The organism is Flavobacterium pisciphilum (assembly GCF_020905345.1).
GTDB classification, from domain to species: Bacteria; Bacteroidota; Bacteroidia; order Flavobacteriales; family Flavobacteriaceae; genus Flavobacterium; species Flavobacterium pisciphilum.
This window is the reverse complement of sequence record NZ_JAJJMO010000001.1, coordinates 503640-522758: the sequence shown is the minus strand read 5'-3', so window position 1 is coordinate 522758 and position 19119 is coordinate 503640. Positions and strand designations below refer to the sequence as shown.

The 19119-nt window shown below is 33.3% G+C and carries 19 protein-coding genes; 6 read left to right on the top strand and 13 right to left on the bottom strand.

Translation table 11 applies throughout. The annotated features are described in order from the left end of the window. Window positions 1–339: 339 nt before the first annotated feature. The gene (locus LNQ49_RS02215; RefSeq protein ID WP_005807145.1) at window positions 340–1248 is read left to right on the top strand and encodes an IS1595-like element ISBbi1 family transposase; all 909 of its coding nucleotides are present in this window, start codon (window positions 340–342) and stop codon (window positions 1246–1248) included. 8 nt (window positions 1249–1256) lie between these two features. On the opposite strand, the gene LNQ49_RS02210 is transcribed toward LNQ49_RS02215, so the two are convergent. Both LNQ49_RS02210 and LNQ49_RS02205 read right to left on the bottom strand, forming a co-directional pair. Further along, window positions 1257–1673 (bottom strand): TetR/AcrR family transcriptional regulator, encoded by a 417-nt coding sequence (locus tag LNQ49_RS02210; RefSeq protein ID WP_229987153.1) that lies wholly within the window; start codon window positions 1671–1673, stop codon window positions 1257–1259. Window positions 1674–2113: 440 nt separating this feature from the next. After that, window positions 2114–3046 carry a ketopantoate reductase family protein gene (locus tag LNQ49_RS02205; RefSeq protein ID WP_229987152.1) on the bottom strand — a complete coding sequence of 311 codons (933 nt, stop codon included), beginning with the start codon at window positions 3044–3046 and terminating at the stop codon, window positions 2114–2116. 101 nt (window positions 3047–3147) lie between these two features. Here LNQ49_RS02205 and LNQ49_RS02200 point away from each other — a divergent pair, with 101 nt between their 5' ends. Further along, a complete protein-coding gene (locus tag LNQ49_RS02200; RefSeq protein ID WP_229987151.1) occupies window positions 3148–3990 on the top strand; it encodes an AraC family transcriptional regulator in 843 nt (280 codons plus the stop codon). Window positions 3991–4664: 674 nt separating this feature from the next. Here the strand turns inward: LNQ49_RS02200 and LNQ49_RS02195 are convergent. The 5 genes from LNQ49_RS02195 to LNQ49_RS02175 form a co-directional block, all read right to left on the bottom strand. Beyond that, window positions 4665–7769, bottom strand: a complete 3105-nt coding sequence (locus tag LNQ49_RS02195) for an efflux RND transporter permease subunit (RefSeq protein ID WP_229987150.1) — start codon at window positions 7767–7769, stop codon at window positions 4665–4667. Between the two features lie 37 nt (window positions 7770–7806). After that, complete coding sequence (locus LNQ49_RS02190) at window positions 7807–8895, bottom strand: efflux RND transporter periplasmic adaptor subunit (RefSeq protein ID WP_229987149.1); 1089 nt, start codon at window positions 8893–8895, stop codon at window positions 7807–7809. 51 nt (window positions 8896–8946) lie between these two features. Further along, on the bottom strand, window positions 8947–10233 hold the full coding sequence (locus tag LNQ49_RS02185; protein ID WP_229987148.1) for a TolC family protein: 1287 nt from the start codon (window positions 10231–10233) through the stop codon (window positions 8947–8949). Between the two features lie 96 nt (window positions 10234–10329). Beyond that, entirely contained in the window at window positions 10330–11688 is a 1359-nt protein-coding gene (locus tag LNQ49_RS02180; RefSeq protein ID WP_229987147.1) for a sensor histidine kinase, read from the bottom strand. 2 nt (window positions 11689–11690) lie between these two features. Next, window positions 11691–12362 (bottom strand): response regulator transcription factor, encoded by a 672-nt coding sequence (locus LNQ49_RS02175; RefSeq protein ID WP_229987146.1) that lies wholly within the window; start codon window positions 12360–12362, stop codon window positions 11691–11693. 378 nt (window positions 12363–12740) lie between these two features. On the opposite strand from LNQ49_RS02175, the gene LNQ49_RS02170 reads away from it, so the two are divergent. Both LNQ49_RS02170 and LNQ49_RS02165 read left to right on the top strand, forming a co-directional pair. Further along, window positions 12741–13577 carry a sulfite exporter TauE/SafE family protein gene (locus tag LNQ49_RS02170; protein ID WP_229987145.1) on the top strand — a complete coding sequence of 279 codons (837 nt, stop codon included), beginning with the start codon at window positions 12741–12743 and terminating at the stop codon, window positions 13575–13577. A 4-nt stretch (window positions 13578–13581) separates the two neighbouring features. Then, window positions 13582–13971 (top strand): DUF1634 domain-containing protein, encoded by a 390-nt coding sequence (locus LNQ49_RS02165; RefSeq protein WP_229987144.1) that lies wholly within the window; start codon window positions 13582–13584, stop codon window positions 13969–13971. A gap of 17 nt (window positions 13972–13988) precedes the next feature. On the opposite strand, the gene LNQ49_RS02160 is transcribed toward LNQ49_RS02165, so the two are convergent. Further along, window positions 13989–14693, bottom strand: a complete 705-nt coding sequence (locus LNQ49_RS02160) for a DUF4328 domain-containing protein (RefSeq protein ID WP_229987143.1) — start codon at window positions 14691–14693, stop codon at window positions 13989–13991. Window positions 14694–14914: 221 nt separating this feature from the next. Here LNQ49_RS02160 and LNQ49_RS02155 point away from each other — a divergent pair, with 221 nt between their 5' ends. After that, the gene (locus LNQ49_RS02155; RefSeq protein WP_229987142.1) at window positions 14915–15388 is read left to right on the top strand and encodes a hypothetical protein; all 474 of its coding nucleotides are present in this window, start codon (window positions 14915–14917) and stop codon (window positions 15386–15388) included. A 58-nt stretch (window positions 15389–15446) separates the two neighbouring features. On the opposite strand, the gene LNQ49_RS02150 is transcribed toward LNQ49_RS02155, so the two are convergent. From LNQ49_RS02150 to LNQ49_RS02130, 5 genes are all read right to left on the bottom strand, one after another. After that, the gene (locus LNQ49_RS02150) at window positions 15447–15842 is read right to left on the bottom strand and encodes a VOC family protein (protein WP_229987141.1); all 396 of its coding nucleotides are present in this window, start codon (window positions 15840–15842) and stop codon (window positions 15447–15449) included. Window positions 15843–15961: 119 nt separating this feature from the next. Next, complete coding sequence (locus LNQ49_RS02145; RefSeq protein ID WP_229987140.1) at window positions 15962–16981, bottom strand: TQO small subunit DoxD; 1020 nt, start codon at window positions 16979–16981, stop codon at window positions 15962–15964. Window positions 16982–17038: 57 nt separating this feature from the next. Next, a complete protein-coding gene (locus LNQ49_RS02140; protein WP_229987139.1) occupies window positions 17039–17419 on the bottom strand; it encodes a hypothetical protein in 381 nt (126 codons plus the stop codon). A 50-nt stretch (window positions 17420–17469) separates the two neighbouring features. Next, window positions 17470–17883: a hypothetical protein gene (locus LNQ49_RS02135; protein ID WP_229987138.1), complete on the bottom strand. Its 414-nt coding sequence runs from the start codon at window positions 17881–17883 to the stop codon at window positions 17470–17472. Window positions 17884–18135: 252 nt separating this feature from the next. Beyond that, window positions 18136–18684: a DUF2199 domain-containing protein gene (locus tag LNQ49_RS02130; RefSeq protein ID WP_229987137.1), complete on the bottom strand. Its 549-nt coding sequence runs from the start codon at window positions 18682–18684 to the stop codon at window positions 18136–18138. A gap of 238 nt (window positions 18685–18922) precedes the next feature. On the opposite strand from LNQ49_RS02130, the gene LNQ49_RS02125 reads away from it, so the two are divergent. Further along, a complete protein-coding gene (locus LNQ49_RS02125; protein WP_229987136.1) occupies window positions 18923–19078 on the top strand; it encodes a hypothetical protein in 156 nt (51 codons plus the stop codon). The last annotated feature ends 41 nt before the right edge of the window (window positions 19079–19119 follow it).

The window sequence follows — 19119 nt, the reverse complement described above, 5'->3', positions numbered from 1 at the left end:
GAAAAAATTTCAATTCCATTCTAACTAATAAGGATTGGACTTGAAAACTGTATTAAATTATTTATCGGTGTTAAGTAGAAAAGGAAAAAAAAATTTTGACTCCGTGGTAGATGACAAAATTTGGTTCAAAATTACTACATTAAATTATTTATCAGTGTTAAGTGAGGATTAAATTTTTTTTAACGTATCGATTTTATGATTCCACCAATGGCATCTTTTAAAATTTGTACGTTTATTTTTTCTAATGTTTCACTTTTGTTGATAATGTTGATTGAAATTCTGATTCTCCGCAAACACACCTAATATTTTTAGTATATTAGCGCTCAAAAAGCAGGGATTATGAACATATTCAGTTTTACGGCTCATTTCGGTTCGGAGGAAGATTGTCGTTTGCATTTCAAGGAGCAGCGTGATAAGGAAGGGGTTGTCTGCAAGCGATGCGGGGGCACTTCCCATTATTGGTTACAGGGTAAATGGAGTTATGAATGCAAAGGTTGCCGTTTCCGCACCTCGTTGCGCAGCGGTACGATCATGGAGAGCTCCAAGCTGCCGTTTCTGGTGTGGTACAAAACGATGTTCCTGATGAGTTGCACAAAAAAGGGATTCTCCACCAACGAACTCCAGAAGCAATTAGGATTGAAGCGTTACGAACCGGTATGGGCGATGGTACACAAACTCCGCAGGGCGATGGGCAACCGGGATGCAAGGTATACACTGGAAGGGATGATAGAACTGGATGAGGGTTACTTTTCGGTGGCCAGTAAGGAAATCGAGCGAGGCAAGGGTACACGTGGCCGGGGAGCCGAGGGAAAGCAGAACGTTGCGGTGATGGCCGAAAGCACCCCGTTGGAAGATATCGAAACGGGCAAAAAGGAGAAGCATGTGCGTTATTTCAAGGCCAGGGTACTGGATAGCCATCAAAGTGAAGGAATCAACGGCGTGGTCAGGGACTGCATGGAGGATGATGCCATCGTATTTTCGGACAAAAGCACTTCTTACGTTGACATCTCCGATCTGGTGGAATTGCACGTCACCGAGAAATCAGACGCCAAAACCACCAAGGAAACACTCAAATGGGTGCATATCGCAATCAGTAATGCAAAACGGACATTGCTGGGCAACTACCATAAAATCAAAAGGAAATACTTACAGTTGTATCTCAACGAGTTTATTTACAAATTAAACAGACGGTATTTTGGAGACAAACTCTTTGACAGACTAGTAATTGCGAATATAACAGGTGCATAAACGGATAATCAGATTGAAATTAAACCGTGTATAACTGAAAAGAATGTAAAGTATTTTTGTTTTATTACTTCTTCTGATGGTTTACTATCTTTCATTATTTCTGAAATAACGGCTACGAATAGTTTGTATGGTGCTTCTGAAGCAGAACATCGCTCATTACAGCAAGTCATTTGTACTCCAAACATCAATTGATACATATCGGTATTAGTAAATGCAAAATCCCAATAAGCCATCCACATAGCTTCTAACTGCTCTTCTGGATTGTCAAATTTAGCTTTTGCTTTTTCTAGGTCGATTGTCAGCTTAACGAAACCTCTACCTGTTAATTCTTGTAATATTGCTTCTTTGTTCGAAAAGTATTCATAAATGATTGGAGCAGTGTATTCAATCTTATCTGCAATTTTTCGCATACTAGACCTTGCCATCCATCTTCTTTTACAATAGTACAGGCAGCATCCAGAATGTTTTTTCTGGTCTCTTCTTTTTGTCTTAAAATTCGATCTTTGCTTGCCATTTTTATAAAGTATTAAATTGTTTAACACCGTTAGGCAAATGTATGACGAATTTTAGAATTAAAAAATGTTTCTTTCATAGTTTTTTCTTATCGTTCCATAAATAGCCCTAAAATGGGGTGTTTTTTGTGAAAATGTGAGATGTAGAATGAAAAAAGTTAGATGTTGGGGTGAAATGTGAGAGGTAAAATGTGAAAAGTTAGATGTTAGGGGGAAATGTGAGAGGTGAGATGGGGGAAGTGAAATGAGAATTGTGAAATGTTAGATGAGAGAAGCGAAAGGAGGAATCCTTTAAATTTATTTAATTCCTTCAAGGGCTTTATAACCTTGAAGGAATTACTCTAATCTTGAGTTTATACCACGTAACTTTGTGAAATAATCTTTTCATTTATGCCATCATAAAAAGGAGTTGGGATTCCGTTTTTATGGCTGTTTTCGATTACATAATCGACTAAGTAATACTTTTCGGTTTGGTTGTTGTTTTCAAAATCCAATTGTAAAGATGACTTGGATTCAAATGGGAATTTTGTCAATAAATCTTTTGAAGTTTCAATGTCTTCATCTGTCAAGCTAATGTTATTCTTGCTTGCAAGGGACTGAATTTCAATCATCATATTTTCTAAAATACGCATTAGGTTTTTATCTTCTAAAAGTTGTCCAAAAGTAACTTTGTAAGCCGATGTTATTCCTGCAACCGGAGCTACAAATAAGTATTTTTTCCAAAGGATCTGATTAATATTAGGAACATAAGTAATGTCTAATCCTCCTGCTGTTAATAGGTCTATTACCCATTTGTTTTCTTTTTCTCCACCAACAAAAATCTTTCCTGGTCCACCAACATGCTGGACTCTTCCCGGTTTTTTTACATTCGAAGCGACATAAATGCATCCTTCCATAATTTGCCCCTGCGTTGGCAATGTTTCTCGGATGATTTCTTTGGCATTAACCACATTTTGTAAAGTGATTATAATTGTATCTGCACTAATACAATCTTTATACGTGTTCACTATTTCGCTTATAGAGTATGATTTGCTAGTAATTAGTAATACATCTAAGATTCCGATTTCTGCTGGAGTATCTGATACTAAATAAGGGAATATGGTTTCAGTTGTGTTTTTAGATTCAAATAGTAAACCTTCATTTTGTATGGCTTCTTTAGTTTCGCCTCTGCAAATAAATATGATTTGGGTCGCACTGTCTTTGTACTTTTTTGCCAATGGTGCGCCTACAAATCCACCGATTCCACCAATTCCAAGAATTCCTATTTTTATTGTATCTGAGTTCATCTTTTAGTATTTAAGGTTTTAAATTATAGATGCAAAGTAAATAGGTTCACATTCATTAATTGATGTAAAAATATAGGTTATATTTGTATAATTTAAGGATTATGAATAATACATTTTTTATATATAAGGACTTCGAAATTTATTCGGTTGAAGAATTAACTTGGAAGAAAGAACTGCATAGGCATAACTTTTTTGAGTTGCTATATATCGAATATGGTACAGGGAATCATATCCTAAATTCTATTCATCATAATTACAAACAGCATGATATCTATTTGCTTACGCCAAAAGACTATCATTCTTTTAAAACACTCGAACCGACTAAATTTCATTGTTTGCGTTTCTTGCCTAATTTCTTTTCAAATAAAAAGGAAATAGAGGAAATAGAAAAACTGTTTTATTACCACAATCAGCTCAATGGAAATTTGATTTTGCTGGATGAAGATAAAGCATTTTGCGAATTGGTTATTTTGAAAATATTGGACGAAGTTGCCAAACAAAAAGAACAGAACGAAATTATAATTAAGAGCCTGATGATGTCGCTTATTCAGATAATACGAAGGAATGCCAGCTTTAATGAAAACGATTTTAATATTAAATCAACTGAGGTTTTAAAAATCGATACTATTTTGAGTTACATCCGCTCGAATATTGCCAATCCCCACTTGCTGAAGAAAAAAGAAATGGCAAGCTATTTTAATGTTTCTATTAATTATATCGGGGAGTATTTTAAAACTCATTTAAATATAACTCTAAGAGATTATATCGAACAAACAAAACTTAAGGTTGTAACTGAAAAATTAGGTAAAAGCAATTTGACATTTTCTGAAATAAGTAATGATTTGGGTTTCATAGACAGTAGCCATTTTAATAAGTTCATCATGCGCAGTACCGGAAAATCTCCATCTGAATTTAAGAAATTATTGAAGACTGCGTTGGTTTAAGTTGCTAAGGCTCAAAGGGACAAAGGAGCAAAGGAGCAAAGTTGCTAAGGCTCTGAGGTACTAAGGTTCTAAGTTTTATAAGCATAGTGGCAACATTTTTTAACATAAACCAAACCCCAATCTTGTCATTCCGAGGAACGAGGAATCTCATTAAGGAACTTGAGTGTGATGGAGGGACAAAGGAGCTAAGGCTCAAAGGGGCAAAGGTTAGCTTCTGAGTTACTGAGGTTCTAAGGTGCTAAGTTTTATAAGCATAGTGGCAAAGTTTTCTCCTCAATCTTGTCATTCCGAGGAACGAGGAATCCCATTAAGAAGCTTGAGTGTGACGGAGGTTCGGAGGTTCAGAGTTGCTAAGGCTCAAAGGGGCAAAGGTTAGCTTCTGAGTTACTGAGGTTCTAAGGTTCTAAGTTTTATAAGCGTACTGGCAAAGTTCTCTCCTCAATCTTGTCATTCCGAGGAACGAGGAATCTCATTATGGAACTTGACTGTGATGGAGGTTCTGAGGTTCAGAGTTGCTAAGGCTCAAAGGTGCAAAGGGAAACTTAGTTTTTGATACTTTGCGTATTCTCTTTGTGATTCTTTGCGGTATAACTCTGATGCAACATAATTATAAAAAAAAACACCTCTAAACATTTTGCTTAAAGGTGTTTTTGAATTGAATATAAGTAAGATGATTACGAATCTATAGTACTGGTGTCTTTTTTACGATATACTAGGTAAAATACTTGTGGTAATACTGTTAATGATAATATCATACAAGTTATTAATCCTCCTACAATCATAATTGCCAATGGTTTTTGTACCTCTGAACCCATTCCTGTAGACAATGCTGCGGGTAATAATCCAAGGGATCCCATAAGTGCTATCATTACGATAGGACGTATTCTGCTGTAAATACCATTTGATATTGCGTCTTTTAGATGCATATTGGCTCTCATATTTTCTTTTATGATTCCGATGAGGACAATACTATCAATCGCGCTGACTCCAAAGAGTATAATGAAACCTATTCCTGCCGATATTCCAAACACTGTTCCTGTTATCCATAATGATAAGAAACCACCAATAAAGGCATACGGCATTGCACTTATCGCTACTAGGGTATCTTTAAAGTTACCGAAGTTAAAATACAACAGACATAATATCAACACTAATACTACTGGAACAATAAGTGCCAATTGCTTAGATGCTCTTTCTTTGCTTTCAAATTCTCCTGCCCATTTCATTACATTTTCCTTAGGTAGCTTTACTTCAGCAGCCACTTTTTTCTGTGCTTCGCTAATTGTACTTCCTAAATCTCGACCTTCGATACTAAACCCTACAGCAATATATCTGCTGTTTCCTTCACGATATATAAATGTTGGACCTGTTTTGTATTCTACAGTAGCGATTTCTTTTAAAGGAACCTTTTTGCCATTCATGGTCGGAATAAGTATGTCTTCAATCTTTTCTTTTGAGTCTCGGTATTCTTTCTCAAAACGTAAACTAATATCAAAGATCTTTTCGTCATCATAAAACTTGGTTGCCGCTTGTCCTCCAATAGTCATTCGGATTACAGCTTGTGCATCGGCAGTTGTTATAGCATAACGTGCCATTTTTTCATCATGAAGCTGTATTCTTAATTCTGGTAAGCCAATATTTTTATAGACATTTATATCTTCAATTCCTCTTACGTCTTTGATAGATGTAGCAACTTTTGCTGCCATTTCTTCTAGTTGGAATAAGTCATTTCCGAATATTTTTATAACAAGAGGACTTTTCACACCTGCGACATATTCTTCTACATTGTCCTGAATAGGTTGGCTAAAACCAAAGCCAATTCCAGGATATACATCCAGCTCCTTCTTAATCTCAGCGATCAAGTCCTCTTTACTAATTTTACGTTTCCATTCATCCTGATGCAACAATTCAATATGCAATTCGATATTGAAGAATCCTGTTGGATCTGTTCCATCATTCGGTCTTCCTGTTTGCGTAAGTATAAATTTTACTTCTTCAAATTTCCTTATTTTAGCTTTCATCTCTTTTGTAAGTCTCACGGCTTCATCAAGATTGATACTGTTAGGCAAAGTTGCTCTTACATATATTGCTCCTTCATTTAGTTTCGGAATAAATTCTGAACCATAATATGCAAATTTTGCACAACATACAGCAAGCAATACTAAGAAACCATATAAGGTTGCTTTACGGTGGCGAGTACTCCATTTAAATAATTTAAATAGGTTTTCTCTAAAGAAACGCGAAATCATGTTTTCTTTCTCGACAATATTTTTGGTCAACATTACTTTACACATTGCTGGTACATAAGTAAGTGACAATATTAATGATCCCAATAATGCATAACTTAAAGTATAGGCTAGGGGAGAGAACATTTTTCCTTCTACTTTAGTGAAAGAGAATATTGGCATAAGCGCAACAATCAAAATAATTAGAGCAAAGAAAATATAAGTAGCTACGCTACCAATACTTTTCTTGATAAGCCCCATTTTGCTCATCTTATTAAAACGTTCCATGCCTACTTTATGCGCTTTCTTTTCCAGCGACACAAAGACCTGTTCGACTATGACCAGTGTTCCTTCGAGCAGAAGCCCAAAATCCAGAGCTCCCATAGATATTAAGTTAGCAGGCAATCCTTGGATTCGCAACATGATTATTGCAAACAAGAATGAAAGCGGAATAACTGATGCTACAATTAATGATGTACGCCAATTGTAAAGGAAAATAAACACTATTAAGGATACAAGTAATATCCCTTCGATAAGGTTTTTTGTAACCGTTTTTACTGTTGTATCTACCAATTGAGTACGGTCTATAAACGGAATTATTTTTACATTATCCGGAAGTACTCTTTCGTTAAGTTCGTTTAAGCGGTCTTTTAGCTTTTTTATAACTTCACCTGGATTTTCTTCACGAAGCATAATTACAATTCCTTCAACTACATCATCATCTCCATCTAATCCTACTTGACCCAATCTTGGTTTAGCAGATATCTTTACTTCGGCTACGTGTTTTACTAATATTGGCGATGCTCCTTTGGTTTCTATAAGTATATTACCAATGTCTTCTATTTTATTGATAAGACCAACACCTCTTACTACATACGCTTGATCCCCACGTTGTATTACATCACCACCAACGTTTACATTGCTTTTGGAGACAGCTTCGTAAACATCTAGTGCTGATAGATTATAATTCTCTAGTTGTGTAGGGTTGATTTTTATTTCGAAGATTTTTTCTTCTCCACCAAAACTTACTACATCGGCAACTCCCGGAACTGACACCAATTCTTTTTCAATTACCCAATCCTGAATGGCTTTGATTTCGCGTATTGGTAAATCACTTTTTATAACATATCGGAATATTTCTCCTGTTGCTCCGGATGGCGGTTCAATATCTACATCGGCTCCTTCGGGTAAGTCTAATCCGTTAAGGCGATTGGAAGCATATTGCTGTGCGTAAAAATCATCAACATCTTCATTAAATAATACGGTTACTACCGATAGTCCAAATAGCGAAATAGAGCGTACTTCGGCTTTTTTTGGTATTGTATTCATTTGTTTGGAAATAGGCAGTGTGATGAATTTTTCAACTTCTTCAGCACTTCTTCCAGGCCATTGTGTAATTATTCTTGCTCGGGTATTGGTTACGTCGGGAAAAGCTTCTATAGGCGTATTGATATAGCTTACAATTCCGGCTACTAGTAACACTGCTGTCAGGAAAAAAACTATGAGTGAGTTTTTTAACGAGAATGCCACTAAACCTTGTACAAATTTTTTCATGTCTTGTATTGTGTTTATCCGTTTTTATGGAGGATACTTAGTTTTTTAATCTTTCGTGAATCAACAAGTGATTTTTAGTAATAACCTTTTCACCTTCTTTAACTCCTTTATTAAAATAAATCCAGTTATTGTTTTTTATAATTGGGTTTATCTCTCTGGTTTCGATTGTACAATCATTTTTATAGACTAAGATATAGTCGCGATTATTGTCAAAAATGGCTGCTTTTGCAGGAATAGCAACTAACATTTCGTCACCTAAGCGTTTATCGATAATGATATCGGCAGTCATTCCCGGTTTCAATTTTAAGTTTTTGTTCTCCATTACAATTCTTGCTTTTAGCACATGTTCTTCGGCATCAAAAACTTTAGATAGCATGGTTATTTTTCCTTTGAAAACCTCTCCTGGGTAAGCTGGCGTTGTAACATCTACTAGCATATTTTCGGATACGTTTTTTAGATTACTGGTATAAACATTTACCAATACCCAAATTTCTTTTAGATCAGAAATTGTAAAAAGGGGTTCGCTACCGCTAGTTATCTGCATTCCGGGGCTAATATTTTTAGCAACCACATAACCTTCAGTTGGCGCTTTGATCTGAAAAACGGCTCTTTCGCTACTAGCGCTAAACATGGCTAGATTTGCTTTTACATTCTCAAGCGAAGATTTTAAAACATCCAATTCACTTTGTGCTTGCATTAAATCTTTTTGTGATGCAATTCCATCATCAAACATTGATTTTGTAGCTTGTAATTGGCGTTTAGCAACTGATAATTGTGATTGTATTGATTTACTTTCTGATTGCATACTGTTAAGCTCTGTACTTTTTATTTCTGCTAGTACTTGCCCTTTCTTTACATAATCACCTAATGAAAAAGTAGTTTTGGTTATAATTCCTTCTACAAGGCTATTAAATTGTACTACATGGTCATTGTTATAAGTAATGTTTCCAGTAAGATTTATAGATTCACTAACGGCACGTTTTTGTGCAGACTCGATAGTGATTTTTTCTTTTAAGTCTTTATCAATACAGAACTTCTCGTCTTTTGTATCTTTAATTTCTTCTTTTTTGCCACATCCGTAAACGAGCATTAATCCAAGGATAGGAAGTAAAATATGTTTCTTCATTATGTTTGTTATTATTTTAGACAATTAGTGCAGTATTCTAGATTCGGATAATTAGTTAATTTCCTGACCTGCGATATAGCGTAGTTCTTCAAGGTTTTTATTAAGGTCTTTTTTAGAATTCAGTAGTATTGATTTGTTCTCCAAATAGGCTTCTACAAAATCAAGATATTCTAGTATGCTGGTGTTTCGCTGCATGAAGTTTTTGCGATAGCTTTCTAAAAGTTTATCCAAATCACCTTCATAATTAGAATCAACACTTTCGTATAGTTTTCTGGTAACTATTAAATCTTCATACGCCTGTAAAACTTCTGCTTGTACACTTATTACTTTTTCTTCGGTTAGTAATTTACCTTGGTCGATGCTTATTTTTGCAGCTTTTATATTTCCTTGATTTCTATTTAAAAAAGGAAGGTCCATTGAGAAACCTACTCCAACAAAATCTTTCATGATATTTGAAGCACGATCATAAGTCACACCTAGAGTTACATCAGGCGTTCGCATGGCTTTTTCGTACTTGTACTTGTTGTTATTGTATTCATTCTCTAGTTTAAGCACTTTCATATCGGGTCTATTTTCTACAGCAGAAGCTAAAAGATTGCCTAGATTTATAGAATCGATGTTCTTATTATCAGGAAGAAAACCATCATCAGTAAGTTTGATATAACTTGTTGCAGGTAGATTCATAAGAACTTTAAGTTCTTTTTGCAGCGAATTATTTTCTTTCTTAAGTTCGCTTATCTCTTTTAAGAATTGTAATTCAGATGCTTTTAATCTAATGTATTCCCCTTTACCGATATTCCCTTGTGTAACTTGATTGCTATAGGCTTTGAGTAATGTTTGCATCGAAGAAAGTTGTTTTTGGTAAACAGCCTCTTGAGCTTGTACAAATTGCAATTCGGTTAGATTTCCTCTAAACTCAATTTTCAGATTGCGTAGAAAAGTTTTAAAATATTCTTTAGCGATATCTACACCAACTTTTTCCATGGCGATCATCTTTCTTCTTTTTCCCGCTGTTTGGATAAGTTGCTCTAACTCGACATTAACTTGAGTTGTTCTACCAAAATTACCCAGCATAGGAGGTAGGTCTTCAACAGTAGAGTTCTTCCAAAGATTTATCTCGCCTACATTAAGAGTGGGATTTGGCCATAACTTCGCCTGAATAACTTGTGCATCGGCAATGTCGATATTTAGTTTTTCGGAAATAAGAGAAAGGTTCTTGTCTAGAAACAAAGCCTCGGCCTGTGTTCGAGAAAGAACAATTGTATCGTTTTTTGTAGTGATTTGTGCCACAGCTTTGTGCGATACAATAACGAGTAGGGTTAAGATTATACGTTTCAAATTATGTTGTTTTAATATATTGCAAAGCTACTTGCGGTATATTAAATGATAATTTGATGTATATTAAAAGAGGATTAGACCAACATTAGAAAACGATTAGAGTGGCGGAAAAAGTAGTGTTACCGTTGTGCCTTCGTCTTTTTTAGAAGTAATTGTAAAATGAATATTATTTTGCTTGAAGATAATGTTTGCCAAAGAAAGTCCTACGCCACTACCTTTAATTTCATTTACATTTTCACCTCTGTAAAAAGTTTGCTTGATAAATTTCAAGTCGTTTTCGCTAATTCCAGTTCCGTGATCCTCTATTATAATTTTTAATTGGTTGTCTTGCTGTAATAAGCTTATTTTTATAGGATTGCCATTAGAGTATTTAACAGCATTCTCTATGATATTATACAGTGCAATTTTAATCTCATTGCTATTTCCTTTTATAGAAAGGAGTTTATCATTAGTGATTTCTATTGCAATTTGTATTTGGGCGTCTTTTAGTTTGTGTACATCTGGTAATTGGTCGTTAATATCCCATACGAGTTCATCGACTCTAAAAACCTCATTAAGTTCTGTATTATCTCTTAGACCTGAAAGCATCATAAGGGTATTGAGAGTATCTTCTATTTGATATACATTTTCTAGCACTTTTTCAGACATTTCTTTATATTCTGCACTCGTTCTTTCTTTTTGTGCAAATACTTCAAGGTTCCCTGATATTGCAGTTAGAGGCGTTTTAAATTCATGAGAAACGTAGTTTATGAAGTTTTTTTGAATTACAAAAGTATCTGAGAGACGCTTAAACAGGTTGTTGTAGGTTTCTATAAGTTCTTGTATTTCGTCTTTGCTTTCTGGCGATATAATATGTCTATCTAGTGATGAAGCTTCGATTTCGTTTACTTGATTCACAATGTTTTTAATCGGACTGTAAGCAAGGTTTGATAGTTTACGGCTAACCACATATATGATTATAAGTCCAATGACTAAAACCAGTATCATGATGATTAGTAATCTGTTTGTAATAGTTTTAAATTCAAGATCATTCTTTTTAACAAAAACCACAAAATCTCCTTGGTTGTCACGGTAATAGCTTCCGAAATAAAAATGATGTTTTGATTTAAAGCTTAATTTTTTATATTTTCTAATATGATCTAGCCTTCCAGCAGTTATATTCTTATCACTTTCTTTTTCGCCATAAACAATTTCGTTTTGCTTATTATAAACGCGGGTCACTATTTCCAGAGAATTTTCTTTGAATTGTTGCCCAATGATTAAATGTTGATTTTCTGGTAATTCATCTTTTTCTAAATAGAAGATACCAGTAAGCAAACACGTTTTTTGAAGTTCATTATACATTATCTTTTCTGAATAGCTATAAAACGATAAGTATGTTATAATCGAAGCAATTATAAATACGATGCTAAAAGTGAATGATGATATTAATGTAAATCTATTGCGTATTTTCATGACTATTCTTTGATCATATATCCTGTTCCTTTTATGGTATGGATAAATTTATGGTTTTGTTCGATTTTGTTTCTTAAATAAGAAATGTAAACATCGACCACATTGGTATTATTATCATAATTAATTCCCCAAACTGCATTTAGAATTTGGGTTCTTGACATTACTTTATTTCTATTTTCTAACAGAAACAATAGTAATTTATATTCTCTTGGAGATAAATCAATAGGGATGCTGTTCTCAGTAACTTTATGCTCTTCTGGGTTTATAGTCAGGCTTCCACAAGTGTATAATGTTTCAACCTTATCATAATTAAATTTAGTTCTTCGGGTGAGTGCATTGACTCTGGAAATTAACTCTTGAAAATGGAAAGGTTTTACAAGATAATCATCTGCACCAGAATCTAAAGCATTTACTTTATCATCGGTATTACTAAGTGCGCTAAGCATTAATATGGGAGTGTAGATTTTTTTAAAACGCATTAATTTGGTTAACTGTATCCCATCTATGCCCGGTAGCATAATATCCATTAAGATAATATCCCAAGTGTTTTCTTGAAGTAAGTCTCTGGCAATTTCACCAGTTTCGGCCAAATGCACTGTAAAATTGTTTTCTTCTAAACCTTTTACTATAAATTCACTTATGCGTCTATCGTCCTCAATGAGTAAAACATTCATATAATCGTTTGTTTGTTATATTTATTCAAATTGTAAAGATTGTCTAAAATGAACGTGAATTAAACAGATTCGCTAAGGTGAAAATTCAGAATTAAACGGATTTTTGAAAATAAGGGAAAGAAAAAATGTTTTATCAGCATCTTCTCTTCGGAAAATCGGTATCATCTGCGTTTTTATTAGCAATCAACGTTTATTTTTGACGTAATCAGCACAAATTATTTTATAAGGATTATCAAAAATACTACTTAATTGCGGGAATGTACTATTAAAATTTAAGGTTATAATCACGATGAGGTTTTTTTAATATTTTGTTATGAAACAGAATTCTCTAATAATTAATATCAATTCGTAAATTAGTGGCGATATAAATACATTCGAATGACAGTACTTACATTTACTCTGATTATGCTTTTTGGTGCTTTTTTAGCAGGTTTTATAGGTTCATTATCAGGGTTAGGAGGCGGAATAATCATTATACCTTTATTAACAGTTGTTTTGGGAGTCGATATCCATTATGCTATTGGAGCGGCTTTAGTATCGGTTATTGCAACTTCATCAGGTTCCGCTGCAGCGTATGTAAGAGAGGGAATTACCAATATGCGTTTGGGAATTTTCCTTGAGATAGCAACTACTATTGGTGCTGTTGGTGGCGCATTACTTTCTACAATTGCACCAACCTCTTTTATTGCTGTTTTATTCGGACTTACATTAATTTTCTCAGCTATTAATTCATTGCGAAAAAAGGAAGAGCACATTGTTTTAGAGTCAAGTCCATTGGCAAAGAAGCTACATTTACAAGGAACCTATCCCACACATGATGGGGAAGTAGTAAGTTATGGAACAAAAAATGTTGTTGGTGGATTTAGTATGATGGGAATTGCTGGGATGATGTCGGGATTACTAGGAATAGGTTCTGGAGCCTTTAAGGTAATTGCAATGGACAATATTATGAGAATTCCGTTTAAGGTATCTACCACAACTAGTAATTTTATGATGGGAGTTACAGCAATGGCTAGTTCTGTGATTTATATCCAGAAAGGGTATATTGAACCAGGAATATGTATGCCAGTAGTTATAGGTGTATTATTTGGTGCCATGGCTGGTGCTAAGTTATTAGTAAAAACAAATCCTAAAAAGCTTCGTATCTTTTTTGCCTGTCTTATTTTTGTACTTGCAATAAACATGATCTATAATGGACTTAATGGAAAAATCTAAGGGTATGATACACGAAAAATTTGGAGAAAAAGATTTTCAAACTATTATAGGAAACTTATTGCGCTACGGAGTATGGATTTCATTATCTGTAGCTTTTATTGGAGGCATCATTTATCTGATGAATCACGGTGGCGATATTGAAGATTATTCGGTATTTAAGGAAAATGACAGAAACATCTTTGAAGTAATAACAGCAATTTATAACGGAGTCCTTCAAGGAAATGGAGAATCAATTATATTTTTTGGTGTGATACTTCTTTTTCTCACACCTGTGTTACGCGTATTGTTGTCGTTATTTTCTTTTTTACTAGAGAAAGATTATCTGTATGTAGTAATTACTCTAATTGTAATTTTTATAATTCTAGTAAGTGTTTCATTAGGATTTTCTCATTAGTGGTTAAAAAATAATCTTTAGTTTGATTCCACTAAAAGTTCTGCCGGTTGAGGCTCTTCTTCATTCTCTTTGGTTTCAATTAATAAAGGCTCAACTTGAGAATAATCTTTGATGATTTTTATAGTAATTAAGGCAAGTGGTATTCCAATAATATCCATTATAATATTTGCAATTGTACTATTAATTAATTCATCAATAGATGTTGCAACTGCATCATATCTATAAATAAATTGTCCCATTATGCTACTAACAATCCAAAGTGTCCACCATGGAGTCAATGCTTTATTTGTGAGATTTTTATCTGTTTTTATTCCTTTACCTGATAAATAAAGAGCAGTGTCATCGTATAGTTCTCTCATTATTTGTATAGGTCTATAAAGGCATACTATTGGAACAAACCAGCCTCCAGCAGCCCAACCTTCATTATGAGATAAGTAATGGCCAACTTTTAAATGAAGATTATAATAAGCCCGTCTGAACCATTGTATAAAAGTTACTGCTGAAATGATATAAACAATAAGAAAAATGATAGCAATAATTTGTTGTGTACTGTCATTTGCATTTGCTTCATCTGGCGTTATAAAACCTCCATTGCCAACCGTATGTAGTAAATTGTATTGAAGTAGATTTGAAACTAATGAAACAACATTAATTGCTAAAACAATCCATATTAACAAGATTGCGTTTTTTGCTCTTTGACCGTTAGGTCTTAATTCTTCCATCTGTAGTTTTGTTTATCTTTGGTTGGTTTTTTAAGTAGAGCGAATATATTCTATTTTATAATACAAATACTATTTAAATTTGATGATTTAGTTTGCAGTTTATAGCCGCAGTGTACGCTTTACAGTTTACAATCGCAGTTAAACTTGAAACTTGAAACTGAATACTGAGACCGAATACTGAAACTGAACACTCATTAATTTTGAAAATTATGAAATCAAAAATGGCATATATTTTACTTCTTTTTTCCTTGTTTTCATGTAAAGAGAATATACATACTCCCAATAATAACATAGCCAATGATACGGTTGAAGTTAATCCTGAGGAAGTCATTACGATGAATGAACTTACTACCAACGAAGATACTTTGATTTATAGAATTCGCGAAAAAGGAGATCGAGATTCGTATGATGAACTTTTTTATAATATGATGGAAACAGTCGAGCCGGTAAGTACAGATAGTGTAATGTTCTATGCGAAAATTATGGCTGAAAAATTTCAATATGAAAAAGCTTATTTCGACTATCTTCAAGCATTATGCAGAAAGTCCAATATAAGTTATGATTATGGTAATTACTCAACTCTTAGTTTGGTTAAAATGGATAGTGCTTCAAGGAAATTGGCAGAAGAGTGGTTGGCTAAAATGGTTAAGAATAATTTAATTAAGAAAGAGGAATATGATTTAATAAAAAAGTAATTTTCTAATCGATATATGATGAAGAAAGGGCAAATATCTCTGATTTTGCCCTTTCTTTTTAAATTCCCATTGGTGTACAAACCTCAATTAAAAAACCGTCTATATCTCTGATATAAGCAACAGTTTGTCCCCAAGGTTTTTGTTTTGCTTCTTGTAAAATGGTTGCACCAACTTCTTTAGCTTTTGCAATTACTTCATCTACATTATCAGTTATAAAACCCAATTCTGTAGCGAAAGGTTTGTTGGTTAAATCGCTTTCTATGAAGCCATCTTTTAAGTTTGAATTTGCTAGTTCTTTTGATGCAAACGCAATTGTAGTTTCTCCTGTACTAAGTTCTCCATAATCATTTTCTGGAGTTACGAATTTCCTTGTAAAGCCAAATGCATTTTCATAAAATGAAATTGATTTGTTTACATCACTAACATATAATATTGTATAACCGAATTTTACCATTTTGAATTTATTTAATTTTTTTTAGTTTTATAAGCCTAACGAAATAGAAAAGCATGTCTTATTGTACGAAAATACAAATAAAAATAAGTTTCTATTTCGTTAAGCCTAAATTTTATGCTTTATTTTAGAACAGTGCTTGTCCATTCCGTTCCACTAATGTCGGTTAAGATTATAGTGTGATTGGTGTTTTCTTGCAGGTGTAGATTCGTTAAATCAATATTCAGAATCGCTTTTGCTCCAAGTGGAATGATTAAACTATGCTTACCCGGTTTTACTTTAGTCACATATTTGTTTTTTATATCAGTCTTTGGGAACTTAGCCAAATCAGCTCCTTTTAAATCCAAAACGATAGCTCCATGCTCATCCTTTAGTTGGATTCCGATTAAAAAAGAACCGTAAACATCTACACCTTCTGTGCGATATATTTGAAATTGCAAAGAATTGTTTTTTATAGTTGCATCACTGATTTCTACTTTTGGTTTTACCGATTTGTTATGTAGTTTTCCAAATACACCACCATGAAAATATTGGTTGGTATATAATGTAAGCGCCAATATCAGTAATGAACCAACCAAAACAATTGGTTTAAGTTTAGGAATATGTAAAGGCCCTGAACCGAGCCATGAGAACCATTTTGTTTTAGTGAAAACATAATTTTTATTCATGAAGTAATTGTCCAACGAATAAGAACCGCTTCCGCTTAAGAAGAGCGTAAATCCACAAGCAATTCCTAAGACACCAATTTGCCATTCGTCCAAGCAAGTAGTTCCAATCCAACCAGAGCCTAATAAAATCCCCATGGCTAAACTAAATATTCCGATGCTCATTAATCGAGTAAAGAAGCCCAGCATAATGAGTAAACCTACAATAGCTTCGATAATAGTAAAGCTTACCATTGACCACCAAAGTGCTTCGGGATTGGTAACTAAATATTCGATTATAGGTTTAATTCCTAAGGCATTCGGAAGGAAATGATTGAATTTTTCGCCAATATATCCAGCTTCATCCTGAATTAATTTGTTTTCAAGAACAAGCCTTCTCCAGAAAGCCGAAAAGTAAGTCCAACCAATAACTAGCCTAATAGAAAGCGTAAAAAGACCAGCCACTGTATAGGGCTGATTCGTATGAATATTTTTCATGAGTGTATATTTTAATTTTTTTAAACTTGGGTAAATAAAATGCGCGATAGCTCTTGATTATGCCAAATCGGATTTTAATCGTTTATATAAAATATACAAAGGAGGTTTATTTACAGCTGATACATTTACATTAATATGGGGATTATGTAATGCAGTTGCTAATAAGATTTGATTTTGAGGGACAGAAACAGGTAAAACAGGAATTTGTTTCTTGAGTTTTGTAACACTATTTTCTGATTGATTAACGTTAGATTCTTGTACTTCGCAATAAGAAGTTCCAGTTTGTGCTGTTTGGTTCTTATTAAGGGTCTGGAAGTACTCGATATCAAAAACAGAAAACAAAGAACTCTTAACCGAACACGGAGCAAGCGCAAACACTACTGTAAGTAGTATCACGACAAGTCGCATTTTTTGGGAATAGGTTCGTTTGTTTGCCATATTTTTCAAAGATAGGGTATTTTTGGTAAGAAAGATTATGAGGTTACTTCTTATAATTGAATTTCATGAAAAAGTAAATATCCCGTTTTCAAATCTATAAAATAAATTGAACCTTGATTATTTTCGGGAGATGAAAATGCTTTTAAACCTATTTTTGGTCGGAACCAAGAAGGAGCGTCTTCTGGTAAATCGATTTCTGAGGTGTGAACTTTTAAGTTATTTATTTTGATGAATTCTTTTAACCATTTCTCAGTTGCATATAGTTGTATATACATTTTATACTCTAGTGTAAAATGAGCAGATTGCCAATATTGCCCTTTAAGAATCTTCACATCCTTTTCGGGTTCGCGCCCTGACCATAATTGATATACTTCATTTGGGTCATCGGAATTCTTCTCTATACAAGAAGTAAACAGAAAGGAGAATAGAATAATTACAATACAAAATGAATGGCTTGTTTTCATGGAGCTAGTTTAGACATTGTTGTTTTATAGAATCACCTTAAAAATATTTTTGATTAATTAAATGATTTACAATTTGTGAATGTGCTTTTGAGTTCTAATTCTTTTCTAAACTCTGTATTTCTAGTTTATTAATGAATCCTGATTTAATCCGTTGTCTTTTTAGTTCAGATTCATTGCATGATACAAAGAGTAGGAATATTAGAAATAAAAGGATTCTTTTCATTTTTTTTAATTAAGATTTACCTCAGTTTATTATAATTTATGGGAATCTCTCAATATATTTTCAACCATTTCTATTGCTTTTTCATAGGTTATTCCGTTTTCTTGATCGATAGTAAGTTGGTGATTTTCTTCTATGCATTTTATTTCAGGAATAAAACCAATTCCTTGTTCGATTGCAATTGTTTTTAGGCTTAGTGTTTCACCATAATTTGGAACCATAGTTTGTAACCAACCAAAATACGGTTCTTGTTTGGTACGATCTTCATCTTCCCACAAATTTATTCTGATTTCAAAATTCTCTGGACTTATAGATGTCCAAATATCAAATGCAAAATCTTCATGGTGATTAATAATTGGAATCGTCAATCGACCACGATGAAAAAAATATTTGTTATCAATAACGCATAAACTTTCTTCCAATTCAATTCTTTGCTCTCTCTCTTCGGGAGGAACAGAAAAATAATATTCAGGATAATCAGAGCCAAAGCAAAGCGGAAGATCATTATATATCTTATCACAGCAATTGCATTTATAAGCCGTTCTGTTAGTTTCTGTATTTAAAAATGGAATCAGTTTCAATGTATTGAAAATTAGTTTTATTAGTATTTAAGTGAAAGTCCGACTAGGAAATTTCAATCAGTAAAACACAAGTTAATAATTTCTATTTAATAAAAAAGTAGAGATTATTCAAAATACAGAATTTATTCAAAATTGGATATGAAATTTGTAGTATATTTAGGTAAAATATGGTTGTTCAAAATAGTAGAATACCACAGAATTAGTTAAATGTTTTTTTATTCATTAAATACAATTAAAAATGAAAAACATCTTTCTTTTATTGATTCTGGCATTTGATGTCTCTAAGACTAGTGCTCAAAAAAATGAAATTTCAAAAATAATAACTGATAATGGGGTTTGGGATTACTTAGACCTGCATTGTTATAAATGTCATTTGGTAGGAAATCATTCTTAAAAAATTGACGCATGTTTATTTATCAATTCATGTCTTATTAA